The organism is Aeromonas taiwanensis, assembly GCF_000820165.1.
In the GTDB taxonomy this organism is placed as follows: Bacteria; Pseudomonadota; Gammaproteobacteria; order Enterobacterales; family Aeromonadaceae; genus Aeromonas; species Aeromonas taiwanensis.
Genome location: NZ_CDDD01000001.1, coordinates 17,936 through 35,094, shown reverse-complemented (window position 1 = coordinate 35,094; position 17,159 = coordinate 17,936). Strand labels below are relative to the sequence as shown.

Annotated in this window: 14 protein-coding genes; 7 read left to right on the top strand and 7 right to left on the bottom strand. The window is 64.4% G+C overall.

Translation table 11 applies throughout. The features are described from left to right. Positions 1-207: 207 nt before the first annotated feature. Positions 208-1,386 (top strand): cystathionine gamma-synthase, encoded by a 1,179-nt coding sequence (gene metB, locus BN1136_RS00145; RefSeq protein WP_043763085.1) that lies wholly within the window; start codon positions 208-210, stop codon positions 1,384-1,386. Further along, entirely contained in the window at positions 1,386-3,842 is a 2,457-nt protein-coding gene (locus BN1136_RS00140; RefSeq protein WP_043763087.1) for a bifunctional aspartate kinase/homoserine dehydrogenase II, read from the top strand. Before metB ends, BN1136_RS00140 begins: the two co-directional genes overlap by 1 nt. 75 nt (positions 3,843-3,917) lie before the next feature. Here BN1136_RS00140 and BN1136_RS00135 read toward each other — a convergent pair whose 3' ends face one another. Then, a complete protein-coding gene (locus BN1136_RS00135; RefSeq protein ID WP_043763091.1) occupies positions 3,918-4,607 on the bottom strand; it encodes an LrgB family protein in 690 nt (229 codons plus the stop codon). After that, positions 4,600-5,001: a CidA/LrgA family protein gene (locus BN1136_RS00130; RefSeq protein WP_043763094.1), complete on the bottom strand. Its 402-nt coding sequence runs from the start codon at positions 4,999-5,001 to the stop codon at positions 4,600-4,602. The genes BN1136_RS00135 and BN1136_RS00130 overlap by 8 nt, the downstream gene beginning before the upstream one ends. Before the next feature lie 127 nt (positions 5,002-5,128). On the opposite strand from BN1136_RS00130, the gene BN1136_RS00125 reads away from it, so the two are divergent. Next, positions 5,129-6,004, top strand: a complete 876-nt coding sequence (locus BN1136_RS00125; protein WP_043763096.1) for a LysR family transcriptional regulator — start codon at positions 5,129-5,131, stop codon at positions 6,002-6,004. A 3-nt stretch (positions 6,005-6,007) separates the two neighbouring features. Here BN1136_RS00125 and BN1136_RS00120 read toward each other — a convergent pair whose 3' ends face one another. Together BN1136_RS00120 and pdxR are read right to left on the bottom strand one after the other, a co-directional pair. Beyond that, positions 6,008-6,859 (bottom strand): type 2 periplasmic-binding domain-containing protein, encoded by an 852-nt coding sequence (locus BN1136_RS00120; protein ID WP_081843856.1) that lies wholly within the window; start codon positions 6,857-6,859, stop codon positions 6,008-6,010. A gap of 153 nt (positions 6,860-7,012) precedes the next feature. Beyond that, positions 7,013-8,440 (bottom strand): MocR-like pyridoxine biosynthesis transcription factor PdxR, encoded by a 1,428-nt coding sequence (pdxR, locus tag BN1136_RS00115; protein WP_043763106.1) that lies wholly within the window; start codon positions 8,438-8,440, stop codon positions 7,013-7,015. A 151-nt stretch (positions 8,441-8,591) separates the two neighbouring features. Here pdxR and BN1136_RS00110 point away from each other — a divergent pair, with 151 nt between their 5' ends. The 3 genes from BN1136_RS00110 to BN1136_RS00100 are packed head-to-tail and all read left to right on the top strand — an operon-like array spanning position 8,592 to position 10,254. Then, positions 8,592-9,059 (top strand): OsmC family protein, encoded by a 468-nt coding sequence (locus BN1136_RS00110; protein ID WP_043763109.1) that lies wholly within the window; start codon positions 8,592-8,594, stop codon positions 9,057-9,059. An 18-nt stretch (positions 9,060-9,077) separates the two neighbouring features. Next, on the top strand, positions 9,078-9,515 hold the full coding sequence (locus BN1136_RS00105; protein WP_043763111.1) for a rhodanese-like domain-containing protein: 438 nt from the start codon (positions 9,078-9,080) through the stop codon (positions 9,513-9,515). Further along, positions 9,505-10,254, top strand: a complete 750-nt coding sequence (locus BN1136_RS00100; protein ID WP_043763113.1) for a GNAT family N-acetyltransferase — start codon at positions 9,505-9,507, stop codon at positions 10,252-10,254. Before BN1136_RS00105 ends, BN1136_RS00100 begins: the two co-directional genes overlap by 11 nt. Positions 10,255-10,337: 83 nt before the next feature. Here the strand turns inward: BN1136_RS00100 and ybaK are convergent, their stop codons facing one another. Beyond that, positions 10,338-10,808, bottom strand: a complete 471-nt coding sequence (gene ybaK / locus BN1136_RS00095) for a Cys-tRNA(Pro) deacylase (protein WP_043763115.1) — start codon at positions 10,806-10,808, stop codon at positions 10,338-10,340. Positions 10,809-10,986: 178 nt separating this feature from the next. On the opposite strand from ybaK, the gene BN1136_RS00090 reads away from it, so the two are divergent. Further along, positions 10,987-12,468, top strand: a complete 1,482-nt coding sequence (locus tag BN1136_RS00090; RefSeq protein WP_043763117.1) for a sensor domain-containing diguanylate cyclase — start codon at positions 10,987-10,989, stop codon at positions 12,466-12,468. 81 nt (positions 12,469-12,549) lie between these two features. On the opposite strand, the gene BN1136_RS00085 is transcribed toward BN1136_RS00090, so the two are convergent. Next, entirely contained in the window at positions 12,550-14,130 is a 1,581-nt protein-coding gene (locus BN1136_RS00085) for an EAL domain-containing protein (protein WP_043763119.1), read from the bottom strand. A 282-nt stretch (positions 14,131-14,412) separates the two neighbouring features. Then, positions 14,413-17,046 carry a phosphoenolpyruvate carboxylase gene (ppc, locus tag BN1136_RS00080; protein ID WP_043763121.1) on the bottom strand — a complete coding sequence of 878 codons (2,634 nt, stop codon included), beginning with the start codon at positions 17,044-17,046 and terminating at the stop codon, positions 14,413-14,415. Positions 17,047-17,159: the final 113 nt, after the last annotated feature.

Here is a 17,159-nt window from a genome sequence, read left to right as displayed (position 1 = left end):
TTCCACCTGTTCTCGTTTGGCCGTGAGCGCGGATTTTAACCCTTAAGGATTTCAATGGCAATCCAACAGCAAAGCCATTTAGACGTCTGGAAGTGTTGACGGCTTTTTTAAGCTGGCGTAGTGTGGTGCACCATGAGCCTGCAATGGCGGGATGACGCGTGGCAGCAACAGCGAACCGGCGTTCGAAGAGACATCAAGGAGAGTGACATGACCCACAAGGCCACCCTGGCGGTACGCACCGGGATTGAGACAGACACACAGCACGGTGCCGTGGTGCCGCCCATCTACCTCTCCAGCAACTACACCTTCGCCGACTTTGGCGAGCCCCGTCAATACGACTATGCCCGCTCCGGCAACCCGACCCGCACCAACCTGGCGGACGCTCTGGCAGCCCTGGAAGGGGGGGCCGGTGCCGTCGTGACCGGCACCGGCATGGGGGCTGTCCACCTGGTGACCACGGCCCTGCTCAAGGCGGGAGATCTGCTGATCGCTCCCCACGACTGCTACGGCGGCACCTGGCGCCTGTTCGAGTACCTGGCGGCCAAGGGCCACTACCAGGTGCAGTTCGTCGATCAGGGGGACGAGGTGGCGCTGGCCGAGGCACTTTCGCAAAAACCGGCGCTGGTGTGGGTAGAGACCCCCTCCAACCCGCTGCTGCGGGTGGTGGACATCGCGGCCATCGCCGAGGCGTCCCACGCGGCAGGCGCCCGGGTGGTGGTGGACAACACCTTCCTCTCCCCCCTGTTGCAGCAGCCGCTGGCGCTCGGGGCGGACGTGGTGGTCCACTCCACCACCAAGTACATCAACGGCCACTCCGACGTGGTGGGCGGGGTCGCCATCGCCAAGGAGTCCGCGCTGGCCGAGTCCCTGGTGTGGTGGGCCAACTGCCTGGGGCTGACCTCAGGTGCGTTCGATTCCTACCTCACCCTGCGGGGCCTGCGCACCCTGGCCCCGCGGCTGCGCGCCCACCAGGAGAACACGGATCGCATCCTCGCCTTCCTGCAGACCCAGCCGCTGGTCAAGCGCATCTATCACCCCAGCCTGCCGAGCCATCCGGGCCACGACATTGCGCGCCGTCAACAGTCCGGCTTCGGCGCCATGCTAAGTTTTGAGCTCGATTGCAACGAGTCGGGCATTCGCGCCTTCCTCGCGGGCCTTACCTTCTTCTCGGTGGCCGAGTCCCTCGGCGGGGTGGAGAGCCTGGTGGCCCACCCGGCCAGCATGACCCACAGGGCCATGACACCGGCGGCCCAGCAGGCGGCGGGCATCAGCGCCCAGTTGCTGCGCCTCTCGGTCGGCATCGAACACGGTGAAGATCTGGTGGCCGATCTGGCTAGAGGTTTTGAACAGGCGCAGTTGGCACAACAGGCAGAACAGGTGAAGTAATGGAACAGCAACAGCAAGGAGAGTGTGTGGTGGTGACAGAGGCAGTCTTCAAGCGGCGCCATGTGCACAAGTTCGGCGGCAGCAGTCTGGCGGATCCGGTCTGCTATCGCCGGGTCGCCGCCATCATAGAGCAGCAGGCGGGTGGTCATGAGCTGGTGGTGGTTTCCGCCGCTGGCAAGACCACCAACCGGCTGATCCAGCTGGTGGAGCTGGCCGAGGCGGGGGACGAAGCCGCCGGGGAAGCCATCACGGCCCTGCACGCCTACCAGCAGAGCCTGATCGACGGCCTGCTGGAAGGGGAGCTGTTGCTCTCCCTGAGCCAGCAACTGGCGGACGACATGCAGCTCATCGCCAAGACCCTGGAGGGGCAGTTTGACCGCTTCGAGCGCAACGGCCTGCTCGCCTTTGGCGAAGTGTGGTCGGCGCGCCTCCTGGCCGCCCTGCTCACCAGTCGTGGCGAACCTGCCGCCTGGCTCGATGCCCGCAGCTTCCTGCGTGCCGAGGATGGCGCCCTGGTCAAGGTGGATACCGCGCTTTCCAGCGAACTGCTCAAGGCCCGCCTGGCGGAGCATCCCGGTCGCATCGTGGTGACCGGCTTCATCGCCGCCGACATGGAGGGGCGCTCCCTGCTGCTCGGGCGCAACGGCTCCGACTACAGTGCCAGCCTGCTGGCAGCCCTGGCGGACGGCGAGTCCACCACCATCTGGAGCGACGTGGCCGGGGTCTACAGTGCCGACCCGCGTCGGGTGAAGGAGGCTCGCCTGCTGGAGCGTCTGAGCCTGGCCGAAGCCAACGAACTGGCTCGTCTCGGCTCCTCCGTGCTCCATTCGCGCACCCTGCAGCCGGTGGCGGACAGCCGCCAGCGCCTGACCCTGCGCTGCAGCTACAACCCGGACGAGGGTTGCACCCACATTCTGCGCCGCGCCCCGCGCTCCGGCGGTGCCCGCATCGTCTCCTCGGTGGATCAGATAGCGCTCATCGAGTTGAAGGTGCTGCCGCAGACCCATTTCGACCAGACGGTGGCGGCCATCGAGGCCCATCTGGCCCGCCATCGCCTCCACCCGCTCACCCTGCAGCGCCAGCCGGATCGCCGGGTGCTGCGCCTCGCCTACACCCTGGAGGTGGCACAAGGGGCCTTCGAGGTGCTGCGGGACTTCCAGCTGCAGGGCAACTTCACCGGCCTCATCCAGAAGGAGGGGTTCAGCCTGGTCGCCCTGGTGGGCGCCGGCGTCACCGACAACGCCGAGCAGTGCCACCGCTTCTACCAGTTGCTGGCGGATCAGCCCCTGGAGTTCGTCCAGGTGGCCAAAGACGGCCTGAGCCTGGTGGCCGTGCTGCGCCAGGTGGTACTGGAGCCCCTGCTCATCGCCCTGCACAGCGCCCTGTTCAGCCGCCCGACCCGGGTCGGCCTGGTGGTGTTCGGCAAGGGTAACATCGGCGGCCACTGGCTGGGGCTCTACGCCCGGGAGAAGGCGCGCCTCGAGCACGAGCTCAATCTGGCACTCACCCTCTACGGGGTGTTCAGCTCGGAAGGGGGGTTGCTGGACGAGGAGGGGCTGGACCCGCTCAAGGTACGCGACAGCTTCAATCCCAGGCCGCTCATCTGGCCCGAGCTGCTCTCCCAGCTGGAGCAGCACGGCTTTGACGCCCTCATCGCCCTGGACCTGACCGCGAGCGAGACGGTGAGCCGTTATTACCCGGACTTCGCCCAGCTCGGCGTCCACATCATCGCCGCCAACAAGTTTGCCGGTGCCGCCGACAGCGAGTTCTACCAGCGCATCAAGCAGACCTGCCGCGACCATCAGGTGCAGTGGCGCTACAACGCCACCGTGGGGGCCGGGCTGCCCATCCAGTCCAGCATCCAGATGCTGCGCCAGAGCGGTGACCGCATCCAGGGAGTCTCCGGCATCTTCTCCGGTACCCTCTCCTGGCTGTTCCAGCAGTATGACGGCACCCGTCCCTTCTCCGAGCTGGTGGACGAGGCGTGGCAGCACGGCCTGACGGAGCCGGATCCCCGGGAGGATCTCTCCGGCCAGGACGTGCGCCGCAAGCTGCTCATTCTGGCGCGGGAGGCGGGCTTCGAGCTCGACTCCGCCGACATCGAGCTGGAGAACCTGGTGCCCCTGGCCCTGCGCAAGGTGAGCACGGATCAGTTCATGGACCGGCTCAAGGATCTGGACGATCCCATCCTGACCGCGTTCGAGGGGGCGCGCCGGGTCGGCAAGGTGCTGCGCTACGTCGCCCGCTTCGAGCACGACGGCAAGGCGCGGGTCGGGCTGGAGGCGCTGGAGCCTCACCACCCGTTTGCGAACCTCTTGCCCTGCGACAACGTGTTCGCCATCGAGAGCGACAGCTATCGCACCAACCCTCTGGTTATCCAGGGGCCGGGGGCGGGTCGCGAGGTGACGGCGGCCGCCATCCAGTACGATCTGTGGCAGATCTGCGCCAGCCTCTGAGGCTGCATGACACCACGCAAGGAGAAGGGGCGCCCTGGGGCGCCTCTTTTTTGTTGGATGATTGGCGGGAGGGCGTTACCAGAACAGCCGACCCAGGAGGGGGGCGAGCAGCACGGTGGCCATGCCGGCGATCATCATCACCATGCTGGAGACCACCCCCTCCTCGTTGCCCATCTGATAGGCCCGGGCGGTGCCGGCCCCGTGGGCCGAGGCGCCAAACCCCGCCCCCTTGCCGAGGCGGCTGCGAATGGCGAGCACCGTCAGGACGCTCTCCCCCACCGCCATGCCGATGACGCCGGTCAGCACCACGAACAGGGCGGTGAGGTCGGCGTTGCCCCCCACGGAGCGGGTCGCCTCCACCGCAAAGGGGGTGGTGATGGAGCGCATGGCCATGCTGCGCTGCAGCAGCTCGGAGAGGTTCAGCCAGCGGGCCAGCAGCACAGTGCTGCCCACCGCCATCACCACGGACGCCACCACCCCCACCGACAGGGAGAGCCAGTGGCGGCGCATCAGCTGGCGGTTCTCGTAGACGGGCACCGCGAAGGCGACGGTGGCGGGCCCCAGCAGCCAGAGCAGCCAGCGGGATTCCGCCATGTAGTCCTGGTAAGGGATGTGGAACAGCATCACTACCGCCACCAGCAGGGTCGGCGCCAGCAGCAGGGGCATCAGGGGCAGGATGCGCTTCTTGCCATAGAGCCACTTGCTGGCGTAGTAGAAGAGCAGGGTGAGGGCGAAGCAGAGCAGGCCTAGCAGGGAGTCAGACATGGCGGCGACTCCGGCGGGCCAGCTTCAGCTCGAGGCGATAGACCCTGTCCACCACCAGCGCCGTGGTGCCGAGCACCAGCACGGTGCTGATGACCAGCACCACCATGATGCGCCACCCCTCCTGCAACAGCAGATCCTGATAGTTGACCACGGCCACCACGGCGGGCACGAAGAAGAGCAGCATCTCCGCCAGCAGCCAGCGGGCGCCGGCGCTGAACCACCGGGCCTTCACCACGCCGAGCAGGATGCAGGCGAGCAGCAGCAGCATGCCGGTGAGGTTGGCCGGCAGGGGCAGGTGGAAGGTGCGCACCGCCGTGTCCGCCAGCAGCCAGATGGCGGCCAGCAGGGCGATTTGGAAGGGGGTTTGCAACCAGCGAAGGCAGAGGGTTTTCATGGGGGGCATCTTTCTGTGAACCTGCTCACAGTATAAAGAGGGCCGAAACCTGCAAAAAATGAATTTAAATTATCAAATTCATGCCAAAGAGGCATGATTAAGGCTCATCGCCAGCCAAGAGATCGCCATGGATATCCGAGCCCTGCGTTACTTCGTCGAGCTGGTGCGGGAGAAGAGCTTCACCCGCGCCTCCGAGAAGTTGTTCGTCACCCAGCCCACCATCAGCAAGATGATCCGCAACATGGAGGAGGAGCTGGGTCAGCCCCTGCTGAGCCGATCGGGGCGCCGCTTCACCCTGACCGACAGCGGCCAGGTGCTGTTCAACCGGGCCCAGACCATACTGGCGGAGATGCAGCAGCTGGAGGCGGAGCTGGCGGATCTGCAGAGCCTGCGCTTCGGCCGGCTGGCCCTTGGCATTCCCCCCATGGTGGGCCACGTCTATGCGGATCTGATCCGTACCTATCGCAGCCGCTATCCGAAGGTGGAGCTCTCCCTGGTCGAGTACGGTGGCCGGCGCATCGAGCAGGCGGTGCTGGAGGGAGAGCTGGATCTCGCCATCACCATGCTGCCGACCCGGGAGGAGGGGGCCCTCTGCACCCTGGTGCTGGACCAGTACCCCATCCGGGTGGTGCTGCCGGATCAGCCGCGCTGGCGGGAGAGCCGGGAGATCCGGCTGGAGGACTTGAAAGAGGAACCTTTTCTGCTCTACACCCAGGCCTTCACCCTGAGCGAGCGGCTGGAGCAGGGGTGTGCGGAGGCGGGGTTCGTGCCCCAGGTGGCGGCCCGCAGCAGCCAGTGGGACTTTCTCACCGCCATGGTGCGCAGCGGCATGGGGGTTGCCTTCCTGCCCGAGCCCATCTGCCGGCGACTGACGCCGGATGGCCTGGTGCTGCGCCCCCTGGTGCCGGAGCTGAGCTGGCGCCTCGGGGTGATCTGGCCAAGGGATCGCTACCTCTCCCGCACCGCCGAGGCCTGGCTCGCCCTCTGCCGCGAACAGGATTAAGGGTCAGTGCTTCTGGCTGCCCTGGCGCTCAATGCCAAAGTCGTCCCGGGCAGGATCATAGAGGTAGGCCTTGTAGTCGGCCCCGGAATCGGGCAGCAGGGGATTGGCCAGGCTGAACATCTGCCGTGACGCCAGCCGGGTGAAGGTCAGGGAGGGCTGGAAGTGCTGGCGCCAGAGCCGCTTGAGGGAACCGTCCTCCCAGGCCAGTTGCAGACCGAGCCGCAGGCGCTCGCGCTCCTTGCCGTAGTTCGCATGGCTGTAGAAGGCGTGGAGCAGCGGGTAGAAGAGGACCAGATGGTTATCGACCGCCAGCTCGGGCAGGCTGGGATGGTGGCGCTCCCACTCCGTCAGTATCTCGTTGGCCCCGCGGCAGAAGAGGTCGACCCGGCCACGGGCTACCAGGCGAAACAGCGACTCGTAGTTGCTCACCTCATGCACCCTGAAGCCGTTGTAGCGCAGGATCTCCGCATCCAGCCACCCCTTGCCCACCCCCTGGCTGAAGCCCTGCAACTGGGCAAGAGAGCTGACGCTGGCCAGGGCCTGCGCGCTGTCCGGCCCGACGAAGCAGACCCGGTAGCTGAGAATGCCGAGATCGATGGGGAAGGGGAGCAGGCTGACCTCGGGATGAGGCCGCTCCTGGGGCCAGTTGTCGATGATGAAGAGGGCGCTCTTGCCCGGCTTTTGCACCTCGAGCCGCATCCTGGCCTTGTTCATCCTGACCGCATCCAGCAGCTCGTAGTCACCGTATTCGGGGCGGGTCTTCTCCAGCGCCAGTCGCATCGCCGCACGGTAGTAGTCCATGCGGGCGTCTTCACTGCTTTCCGGGCCGATCAGTGTGAATCGGGTGGCCGCCATCGGGGAGGACGGGAGGATAAGCGCGAGGAGGAGAAAGAGGAGTCGGTGCATCTGGGCCCTGTTCTGCAGCGTGGTTGCGCCCAGTATAGTGCGCGTCCCCCCGTGGACCCAGCGCTATCAGGCCCTGGCACCTCTGACCTGTCGGCGTGCCGGTCAGACGGTGCGCATCAATTGTCCCAGGCGACGGCAGAGCTGGCGCAGGGTCTGGTTGTCGAGGCTGGCAAAGCCGAGCAGCCAGCCCTCCCGCTCGGGGACGGCGAGGTGGAACTGGTGCAGGGGACGCAGCCCCAGCCCCCGGGCGTTGGCGATCGCTGTCCAGCGCGCCTCCCCGCCGGGGGGCAGCTGCACGGCGCACTGCAGACCGGCGCCGCTGTGGATGGGGGTGAGGGCGGGGCAGTGCTCGGCCAGCTCCGCCAGCAGCAGATCCCGCCGACTCTGGTAGACGAGGCGACTCTGGCGCAGGTGGGTGGCGAAGTGGCCGCCCCGGATGAAGTCGGCCGTGACCGCCTGCTGGAACTGGTTGCTGTGGCCATCGACCGCGGCCCGGGCCCGGCTGAAGGCGGCCATCAGCGGCCGCGGCAGCACCAGGTAGGCGAGGCGCAGCGAGCCGAACAGCACCTTGCTGAAGGTGCCCACGTAGAGGACGCGCCCCTGGCCGTCCAGCCCCTGCAGGGCGGGCAGCGGGCGCTGGTCGTACTGGTACTCCCCGTCGTAGTCATCCTCCAGGATCCAGGCGCCGTGCCGCTCGGCCTCGGCCAGCAGCGCCATGCGCCGGCTCAGGCTCATGGGCACGCCGAGGGGATACTGGTGGGCCGGTGTGCAGTAGATGAGCCTGGGCCTGGGGTGCGCCCCTGCCGGCTGGAGACCCTCCTCGTCCACCGGCACCGGGTGCACACGGGCCCCCGCACTCTCCATGGCGGTGCGGGCCCCCGGATAGCCGGGATCCTCCACCCAGACGGTGTCCCCGGCATCGATGAGCAGCTGGGTTGCGAGCAGTATGCCCTGCTGGGAGCTGGTGAGGATCAGGATCTGATCCGGCTCGCACACCACGCCACGGGACTGCACCAGATAGCTGCTGATGGCGGCCCGCAACTCCCCCAGCCCCTGGGGATCCCCGTAGTTCATCCAGTCGCCGGCGCGCTGGCGCCACTGCTGCTGCATCAGTCGCCCCCAAAGCGCCTGGGGGAAGAGGCGGGGATCCGGCTGGCTGGAGGCAAAAGAGGCCCCCACTTCGGGCACGTCGTGGCAGGCCCCCCCGTCGGCCATCTCCTGACCACGGCGGGAGAGGCCCGCCGCCGACTGGGCCTGGCGCGGCGCCGGGCGTACCGCCGCCAGGGCGACGAAGCTGCCGGCCCCCATCTTGCGCACCAGGTATCCCTCCGCTTCGAGCCGGCCATAGGCCAGCTCCACCGTGCTGCGGGAAACGCCGAGATCCCGTGCCAGGGGGCGACTGGCGGGCAGGCGACTGTGCAGGGGCAGGTGACCCGCCAGAATAGCTGCCCGCAGGGTGCGTACCAGCTGCTCATGGAGCGGCAGATCGTGCTGCGCCTGGCTGGCAAAGAGTGTGGGCAGGACCGTCATGGCTGGCTCTCTCTGGGGAAAGTGGTCTGCTCATATTGGCAAAATTGGTCGGCGTGGCAAGGCCATTTTATCGCTACATTGTTGGACAGGCAGTGACGCCAGCCCATTGGCGTCACGATTGGCAACTGGATTGGCAACAGAAGGAGTCTGCATGTCGGAATACAACGCCACCATCAGTTGGCAGCGGGGGGCCCACGAGCCCTTCGTCGATCAGCGCTACAGCCGGGCCCACGAGTGGGCGTTCGATGGCGGGGTCAGGGTGCCGGCCTCCTCCTCACCCCATGTGGTGCCGCTGCCTTATTCGGTGGCCGAGAATGTGGATCCGGAGGAAGCCTTCGTGGCCGCCCTCTCCAGTTGCCACATGCTCACTTTCCTCTGGCTGGCGGCGAAGGCGGGCTATCTGGTGGAACGCTACCGGGACGAGGCCGTCGGCATCATGGCGAAGAACGGACTGGGGCGCCTCGCCATGACCGCAGTCACCCTGCGCCCCAGGGTCGTCTTCGGGGGCGAGCGCGAGCCAACCTATGACGAGCTGGCGCAGCTGCACCACCAGGCCCATGAGGAGTGCTTCATCGCCAATTCGGTCAACACCGTCGTCACCACAGAGATAGTCGTCTAATCACAAGGAGTGTTCAGGATGAGTCATGTATTGCGTACCGGGGTGGCGAGCCCCGTGGAAGCCAGTGCCTTCTTCGAAGCCCAGCTGAAGTTTCGTACCGATCCGGCGGATCTGGCTGCGGATCTGCTGGCCGGGGAGGCGGGCATAGTGATCATCGACACCCGCTCCCCCGAGCATTACGCCGAGGGGCACATTCCGGGTGCCGTCTCCTTCCCCCATCGCACCATGAATCCGGAGACAACGGCGCGGCTGGCCCGGGACAAGGTCTATGTCTGTTATTGCGACGGCATCGGCTGCAACGGCTCGACCCAGGGTGCCTACAAGCTGGCAGCGCTCGGTTTCGAGGTCAAGGAGCTGATAGGAGGCCTGCACTGGTGGCGCCAGGACGGTTTTGCGGTCGCCACCGGCAGCGAACCCGGTGTGCTGCTGGAAGGGGGGATCACCTGTGCCTGCTGATAGCCAGACAAAGCAAGAGGCCCCCTTCACCAACCGCTTTGGTCAGCCTCTGGGCCAGGCGCTGCCCGAGTGGCGCGGCGCCGAATTTCCCCCTCACCGGGAGCTGAGCGGCTGGGGCTGCCTCCTGGCGCCGCTCGATCCCGAGCGCCACAGTACCGATCTGTGGCAGGCCTTCGACGCCGACAACGGGGCCATGTGGACCTATCTCACCAGCGGCCCCTTCGCGGACGAGGCGGCCATGGGGGAGTGGCTGCGTGGGATCAGCCTGAATGCAGATCCCCAGTTCTACGCCATCGTGGACGAGGCGAGCGGCAAGGCGCTGGGGCTTGCCAGCTACCTGCGCATCGACCCCCGGGCAGGCAGCATGGAAGTGGGCTGGCTGCACTTCTCGCCAGCCTTGCAGCAGTCGCGGCTGGCGACGGCGGCCATGGCACTGATGATGGACAATGCCTTTGCCCTGGGTTATCGCCGCTACGAGTGGAAATGCAATGCGCTGAACCGCCCCTCCTGGCAGGCGGCGCTGCGCCTCGGCTTCCATTATGAGGGGACCTTCCGTCAGGCCAGGGTGGACAAGGGGCACAGCCGGGACACGGCCTGGTTCTCCGTCATCGACGGCGAGTGGCCCGCCCTGAAGGCGTGCTTCGCGCGCTGGCTGGACGAGGGCAACTTCGATGCGGCAGGGCGCCAGCGGCTGCGCCTCTCCGAGCTGACCGCCATCTGCCGTCTGGCAGAGTCATAGGGAAGGGGGGAGGCGGACTCTATCGCCCGCCGTGTTCTGGTCACCCGCGAAGGGGCTCCGATGTCGGAGCCCCTTCGTTCTGATCAGTCGTGGTGATCGCCGATGGGGGCGGCAATCCAGTTCATCAGGCGCACCATGTCTGCCGGCGCCACCCCGACCGAGAGGCCGCGCTTGCCACCGCTGACCAGGATCTCGTCGAAGGCCATGGCGGAGTCGTCAAGCACGGTGGGCAACGGCTTCTTCTGGGCCAGGGGACTGATGCCGCCCACCTTGTAGCCGGTCAGCTTCTCGGCGTCGAGGGGCTTCATCATCTCCACCTTCTTGAGCCCGGTCGCCTTGGCGAGTTGTTTGAGGCTGCACATGCCCGATGAGGGGACTATGGCGACCACCGCCTGCTTGTCGTGATGGGCGAGCAGCGTCTTGAACACGCGTTCCTCGGGCAGGCCGAGCTGGGTCGCGGCATGCTTGCCAAAATCGTCGTGGGCCTCGCATTCGTAGGGATAGAGCTTGTGGGGGATCTTCAGCTTCTTCAGCAGGTTGATGGCGGGTGTCATGGGGTCTCCTCGAGCCAGGGCAAGGCCAGACAGTCTGCGCCCGGGCGCCGGATGTGGCAAGCCCCGGACAGTATCTAACGGGTCCGGTGTTCGCGTAACCGGAGGCTGGAGCCTATGCTCTGAACTCTTGTTCCCGCATTTCAGCGGGGGGCGTCGGCGAGCGAAAGGAATCGTAGCCATGAATACCCCAGCAATTCATCCTCGAAACATCGAGGCGTTCGATCGTTATGAATCCCTGGCCAGGCAGACGGCGCTGGAGCGGGCCTACGGTATGGTCGAGTTCGATCTCGATGCGCATATCGTGTCGGTCAATCCACTCTTCTGCAACATGCTCGGGTACGAACCCGAGGCGCTGGTCGGTCAATCCCACCTGCTGTTGTTGCCACGGGAGCAGCACGTCGAGCATGCCCTCTTCTGGCAGAGGGTGCTGAACGGTGAAATCCACTCGGGGGAATTTCGCCGGATCACGCGAGAGGGTGGCACGCTCTGGATCCATGCGACCTATATGCCCATCACTGACGAGAAGGGAACCCTGCTCGGGGTGATCAAGCTGGCTCACGACATCACCTCCGGGGTACTGGCCAAGCAGCGGGTCGAGTTGCAGAGCCGGCTGTTCGACATCGTCGTGGCCGCCCACCAGAGCTTTCTGCTCGACCGCAACCTCGCATCCGCCTGCGACACCGTCTTTGAGCGGCTGCTGAGCGTCAGCCAGAGCACCTATGGCTTCATCGGCATCCTTCAGTACGAGGAGGGGAACCCCAGTCTCTACGTTCCCTCCATCTCCAACGTCTCCTGGGACGAGCAGACCCATGCCTGGTACGAACAGCAGCGCCAGAACCGGGGCGGCCTCATCTTCAGCAAGCTCGACAACCTGTTCGGTCACGTGGTCACCCACAATATCCTGGTGTGCTGCAACGATCTGCCGAGCCACCCGGCGAGCCGCGGTGTCTCCCCTCGCGGTCATCCCCATCTGGACAGCTTCCTCGGCATTCCCATCCGCCACAAGGGGGAGGCCATCGGCATGATAGCCCTGGCCAACCGTCCCGGTGGCTTCGACGATGCGTTGGTGGCCCTGCTCGAGCCGCTGACCACGGCACTGGGGACCCTGATCCATGCCCGCAACCTGGAGGATGAACGCAGTCGCATGGAGCGGGTACTGCGCTTCAACGCCGAGCACGACTTTCTTACCAAGCTGCCCAACCGCAGCAGCTTCTTCAGCCAGGCCAACGTGGTGCTGGAGCACATTCAGCGCCATCCCGCCGGGGGAGAGGCCTGCTGTCTGGCGCTGATAGACATCGACTTCTTCAAGCAGATCAACGACGAGCATGGTCACCTCGCCGGGGATGCGGTGCTGGAAGAGCTGGCCAGCCTGCTGATGCAGGCGGTGCGCAGCAAGGATCTGGTGGCACGCTTTGGCGGGGAGGAGTTCATCATGTTGCTACGGGGGGTGGGCCTGGAGGAGGCCCATGTCATCATGGAACGTACCCGCCAGCTGGTGGAGCGTCACCACTTCGTCTACCAGCAGCAGGCGATCACCGTCACCATCAGCGTGGGGCTCACCTCCTATCAGATGGGCTATCGTCGCATGGATGACTGGCTGCAGTGCGTGGACCAGCGCCTCTACGAGGCCAAGCGCCGGGGGCGCAACCGGGTTGCCTAGGCGGTTGGGACACTGGATACAAGAAGGGCGCCATCAAGGCGCCCCTGGTTTGAGGGGCGGCTAGCTCGATGAGCTCGAGCCCTAACCTGTTGCAGCCCCGTGGTGCGTGCTATCCGATGCGGCAGCAAGGGCGGTCGGGGAGGACGCTCTTTTCTCTGTGATGATGTGGGTCAGCCTCGCGGCCGGCAGGGCCTTGTAGAACAGCCAGCCCTGGATGAAGGCGTGCTTGTCGAACGACTCGATCAATCTCAGTTCGTGCGGGCTCTCCACCCCCTCGAAGACGAGCTGCTTGTTCAGCTTGGCGATGCCGTTGAGCATGGAGATGAAGAGATCCCTCTTCAGCTCTTCATGCAGGCCATGGATAAATATCTTGTCCAGTTTTATCTCGTCGAAATCGATGGATGTCAGCCAGACAATGTTGGATGCGCCCGTACCAAAGTCATCCAGTGATACCTTGAATCCCTTCTTGCGCGCGTCGGCGGCGAACGCCGATATTTTTTGATGGTACTCGTTGATCCTCTCTGTTATTTCAAGCTTGATCTGATGAGGCTTTATATCGTGCAGGATGACTTGCTTGTGCAGGTAGTCTAGATATTCCGGTTTGTTGATTTCATAGTTGCTGACATTCAATGAAATCATCAGGCTGTTATCTTGCTTGAGCAGGTGCTGCAAATCATCCAGGGCACGATGTGCAATAAAGAAGGATATGTTTTTATATAGCGCGAGCTTGGTGGCGATGGGAATGAACAGCTCGGGGGAGACCTGTCCATATAACTCATCCTTCCAGCGCAGCAGCGCTTCCACTCCGACAATATGATGCTGCACGGCATGCACCACGGGTTGATATTCAAGGTAGAGCTCTTCTCTTTTTATCGCACGTATCAAACGAAACTCGAGAGATCGCTTCTCCTCTTGATAGCTGGTAACCGAGAAGGCGATGAGCCCGCCGAAACAGATTGCGATGATGCAATACAAGGTGATCAGCAGCGGGTGATAGGCGAGTATGCCTGCCCTGTCATTGTAGGTCACGATGCAGTAGTCGAAGGCGTCGCTGCACAGCCGGGTCGACAAGGTTGAAAGAGGAGTGCTTGCAGCGGGGGAGCCTGCCGACGAGACGAACTTGTGCTCCCCGTTCCTGGTGACGAGCTCATATGAAAAATCCGCGGTGTCCTTGTATATCTGTTCCGCTCTCAGACGGGAGGAAAATGCCACGACGTTGCCGAGGCGAGTCATATTTCTGATGAGCCGGGAGGGGAAGAGATCGCGAGGCTTGAGATAGACTTCGAATCCGGAGGCCGTGATGAAGTCATGGCGGGGAAGCCGAGATTGTTTCTCCAGGATCCCCCAGTTGGCGGTACAGAGCAGCTTGTCACCCTCAGCGAGGCCGATATCATCAACGTAAGGATAATTGGAGGCGATGATTCTGATTTTATCTATGGAGGGTTTGTCGCATTCAATGAGGCCGGCCTGGTTGACGTCACGCAATGAGGTTGCAAGTTGTAACGTGACCTCATCCGATTTTATTAATATGTTTTTTGAGAACGCCAGTTGCTTGTTTTTCTGAAACGCCAGGGTGGAATAATGGCCGGCAAGCAAGAATAAAAGCAATGAAATAAAACTGCCCAAATAAATGCGTTGATTGCCAGCAACAGACTTCAACATGCAAAGTTCTCATCATCGCCCCTGCCAAGTGACGAGAGTATCCCAGCCCGAAGAAGGCTGACAAGGCTTAATTCGAGACTGAATATCACTGCGACATGGCGATATTATTTTGGTTTTCAATTGAATTCTTTTTGCGATCTGGTGATCACCTTCTCGGGGGATGTGAGGGGGCGATATCGCGCCCTGGTCGCGCCCCGGACGGGCAAGGGCACTGCATGACAGACATAAAAAGGGCGCCTTGCGGGCGCCCTTTGGCTGGAAGGAGGCTGGATAGCCCGCCTGTCAGCCTGTGTTGCGCATGCCTGCCGCGATGCCGGCGATGGTGACCATCAGGGCCTGATCCAGTTCGGGGTGCAGGGTCTCCGGGTGGTTGCGCGAGCGGTTGAGCAGCTCGGCCTGCAGCACGTTGAGCGGGTCTGTGTAGGGGTTGCGCAGCTTGATGGACTCCTTGATCCAGGGCTGATCGTCCAGCAGGTCGCCCTGCGGGCGCAGTTTCAGCACCACCTGGATGGAGTCGGAAAGCTCCTGACGCAGCTGCTTGCCCAGGCCCCACAGCTCTTCCGGTACCAGACGGGTGTCGTAGTACTCGGCGAGCCAGAGGTCGGCCTTGAGGAACACCATCTCCAGCATCTCCAGACGGGTGCGGAAGAAGGGCCACTGGCGGCTCATCTCGTCCAGCACCGCCTTCTGGCCGTCATCGATGGCTTGCTGCAGCCCCTTATGGGCGCCGAGCCAGGCCGGCAGCATCAGCCGGTTCTGGGTCCAGGCGAAGATCCACGGAATGGCGCGCAGGCTCTCGACGCCGCCGTTGGGCTTGCGCTTGGCGGGACGGGAGCCGAGCGGCAGCTTGCCCAGCTCCATCTCCGGGGTGGCGGCGCGGAAGTAGGGCACGAAGTCCGGGTGACCGCGCACTATGCTGCGATAGTGATCGCAGGAGACGGCGGCCAGCTGCTCCATCACGGCGCGCCAGCTCTCCTTCGGCTTGGGTGGCGGCAGCAGGTTCCCCTCCAGCACGGCGCTGGTGTAGAGGTTCAGGCTCTGGATGGCCACTTTCGGCAGGCCGAACTTGAAGCGGATCATCTCCCCTTGTTCGGTGACCCGCAGACCGCCGCGCAGGGATCCCGGCGGTTGGGACAGGATCGCCTGATGGGCAGGGGCGCCACCACGACCCACGGTACCGCCACGGCCATGGAACAGGGTGAGGCGGATATTATTGGCCTCAGCCAGCGCCACCAGAGACTCCATGGCGGCATACTGGGCCCAGCCGGCGGCCATCATGCCCGCATCCTTGGCGGAGTCGGAGTAGCCGATCATCACGTACTGACGGCCCTGGATGTAGCCGCGATACCAGTCCACCGACAGCAGGCGCTCCATCACGGCGGTGCCCGCCATCAGGTCTTCCTGGGTCTCGAACAGCGGGGCGACCGGCATGCGGAACTTGCAGCCGGCTTCCTTCAGCAACAGCTGTACCGCCAGCACGTCGGACGGCGCGCCGGCCATGGAGATGATGTAGATGCCGAACGCATCGGGGTCGTGACCGGCGATCACCCGGCAGGTGTCGATGGTCTCGCGGGTCTCGGCACTTGGCTCCCAGTCATTGGGGATCAGCGGGCGGCGGGAGTTCAGCTCGCGCAGCAGGAAGGCCTGCTTGTCCTCCTCGCTCCATTCGGCGTAGTCGCCCACGCCGAGGTAGCGGGTCAGCTCGGAGAAGACCTGGCCGTGGCGCTCGCCATCCTGACGGATGTCCAGCTTGACCAGGTGGATGCCGAAGCAGGCCAGCTTGCGCAGCACGTCCAGCAGCATGCCGTCGGCGATGTTGCCCATGCCGCAGGCGTGCAGGGAGTGGTAGCAGAGCTCCAGCGGCTCGCGCAGCTGGGCGGTGCTCTTGACCAGATCCCGGCTCTCGCTCGCCTGGCCCTGCACCTTGGCAGTCAGGAACTCCTGGGTCTCGCGAAGCTGTTCGCGCAGCTCGCGCACCAGGGCACGGTAGGGCTCGGGATTGTCGCCGACCCGGGCGCGCACGGCCTCGGTACAGTCGGCCATGGAGAGCTCGGAGGTGAGCTCCTTGATGTCCTTGTAGAACAGGCTCACCGCCATCCAGCGACCCAGCTCCAGCACCTCGGCGGTCACCTTGGCGGTGACGAAGGGGTTGCCGTCGCGGTCACCGCCCATCCAGGAGGTGAACTTGACCGGTGCGGCGTCCAGGGGCAGGCGCACACCCAGATGGTGTTGCAGACGCTCGTCCAGGTTGCGCATAAATTCGGGGATGGCCGGCCACAGGCTGTTTTCCACCACGGCGAAGCCCCATTTGGCCTCGTCCACCGGGGTCGGACGCTGTTCACGGATCTCGTTGGTGTGCCAGGCCTGGTTGACCAGTTGCTCGATGCGATTGAGGATCTTGTCCCGCTCGCGGGGCAGCAGATCGGAGAGCTCCAGCGCCTCGAGGCAGTCATTGAGCTGCACGTGCTTGTGGATCAGGGTGCGACGGGTCACCTCGGTGGGGTGGGCGGTCAGCACCAGATCGATGTCCAGCTCGCGCACGGCCTGGATGATGGCTTCCTGGGAGAGGTTCGAAGACTTCAGCTTGGCGAACATCTGCTCCAGCGGATCCGGGGTGCAGACCTGCTCTTCGCAGCGGCGGGAGATGGTGTGGAACTGCTCCGCCACGTTGGCAAGGTTGAGGAACTGGCTGAAGGCGCGGGCCACGGGCAACAGCTCGTCGTCGGAGAGGGTGCGCAGGGTCTCGAGCAGGCGCTCTCTGTCCGCCTCGTTCCCCTTGCGGGAGGACTTGGCCAGTTGACGAATGGTCTCAATCTTGTCGAGGAAGGGTTGCCCCTGATGGTCCTTGATGGATTTACCCAGCAGTTGGCCCAACATGCCTACGTTGGCCCGTAGTGCGGCGTACTTTTCGTTCATTCCACATCCTTATTTTGTTGGTGCCTCCTGACCTTCCGGGGACGGGAGGCGACCTCACTTATTGTTGTGCGATTACAACATATGCTCCGTCATCTTAGGGGGACAATCTACCC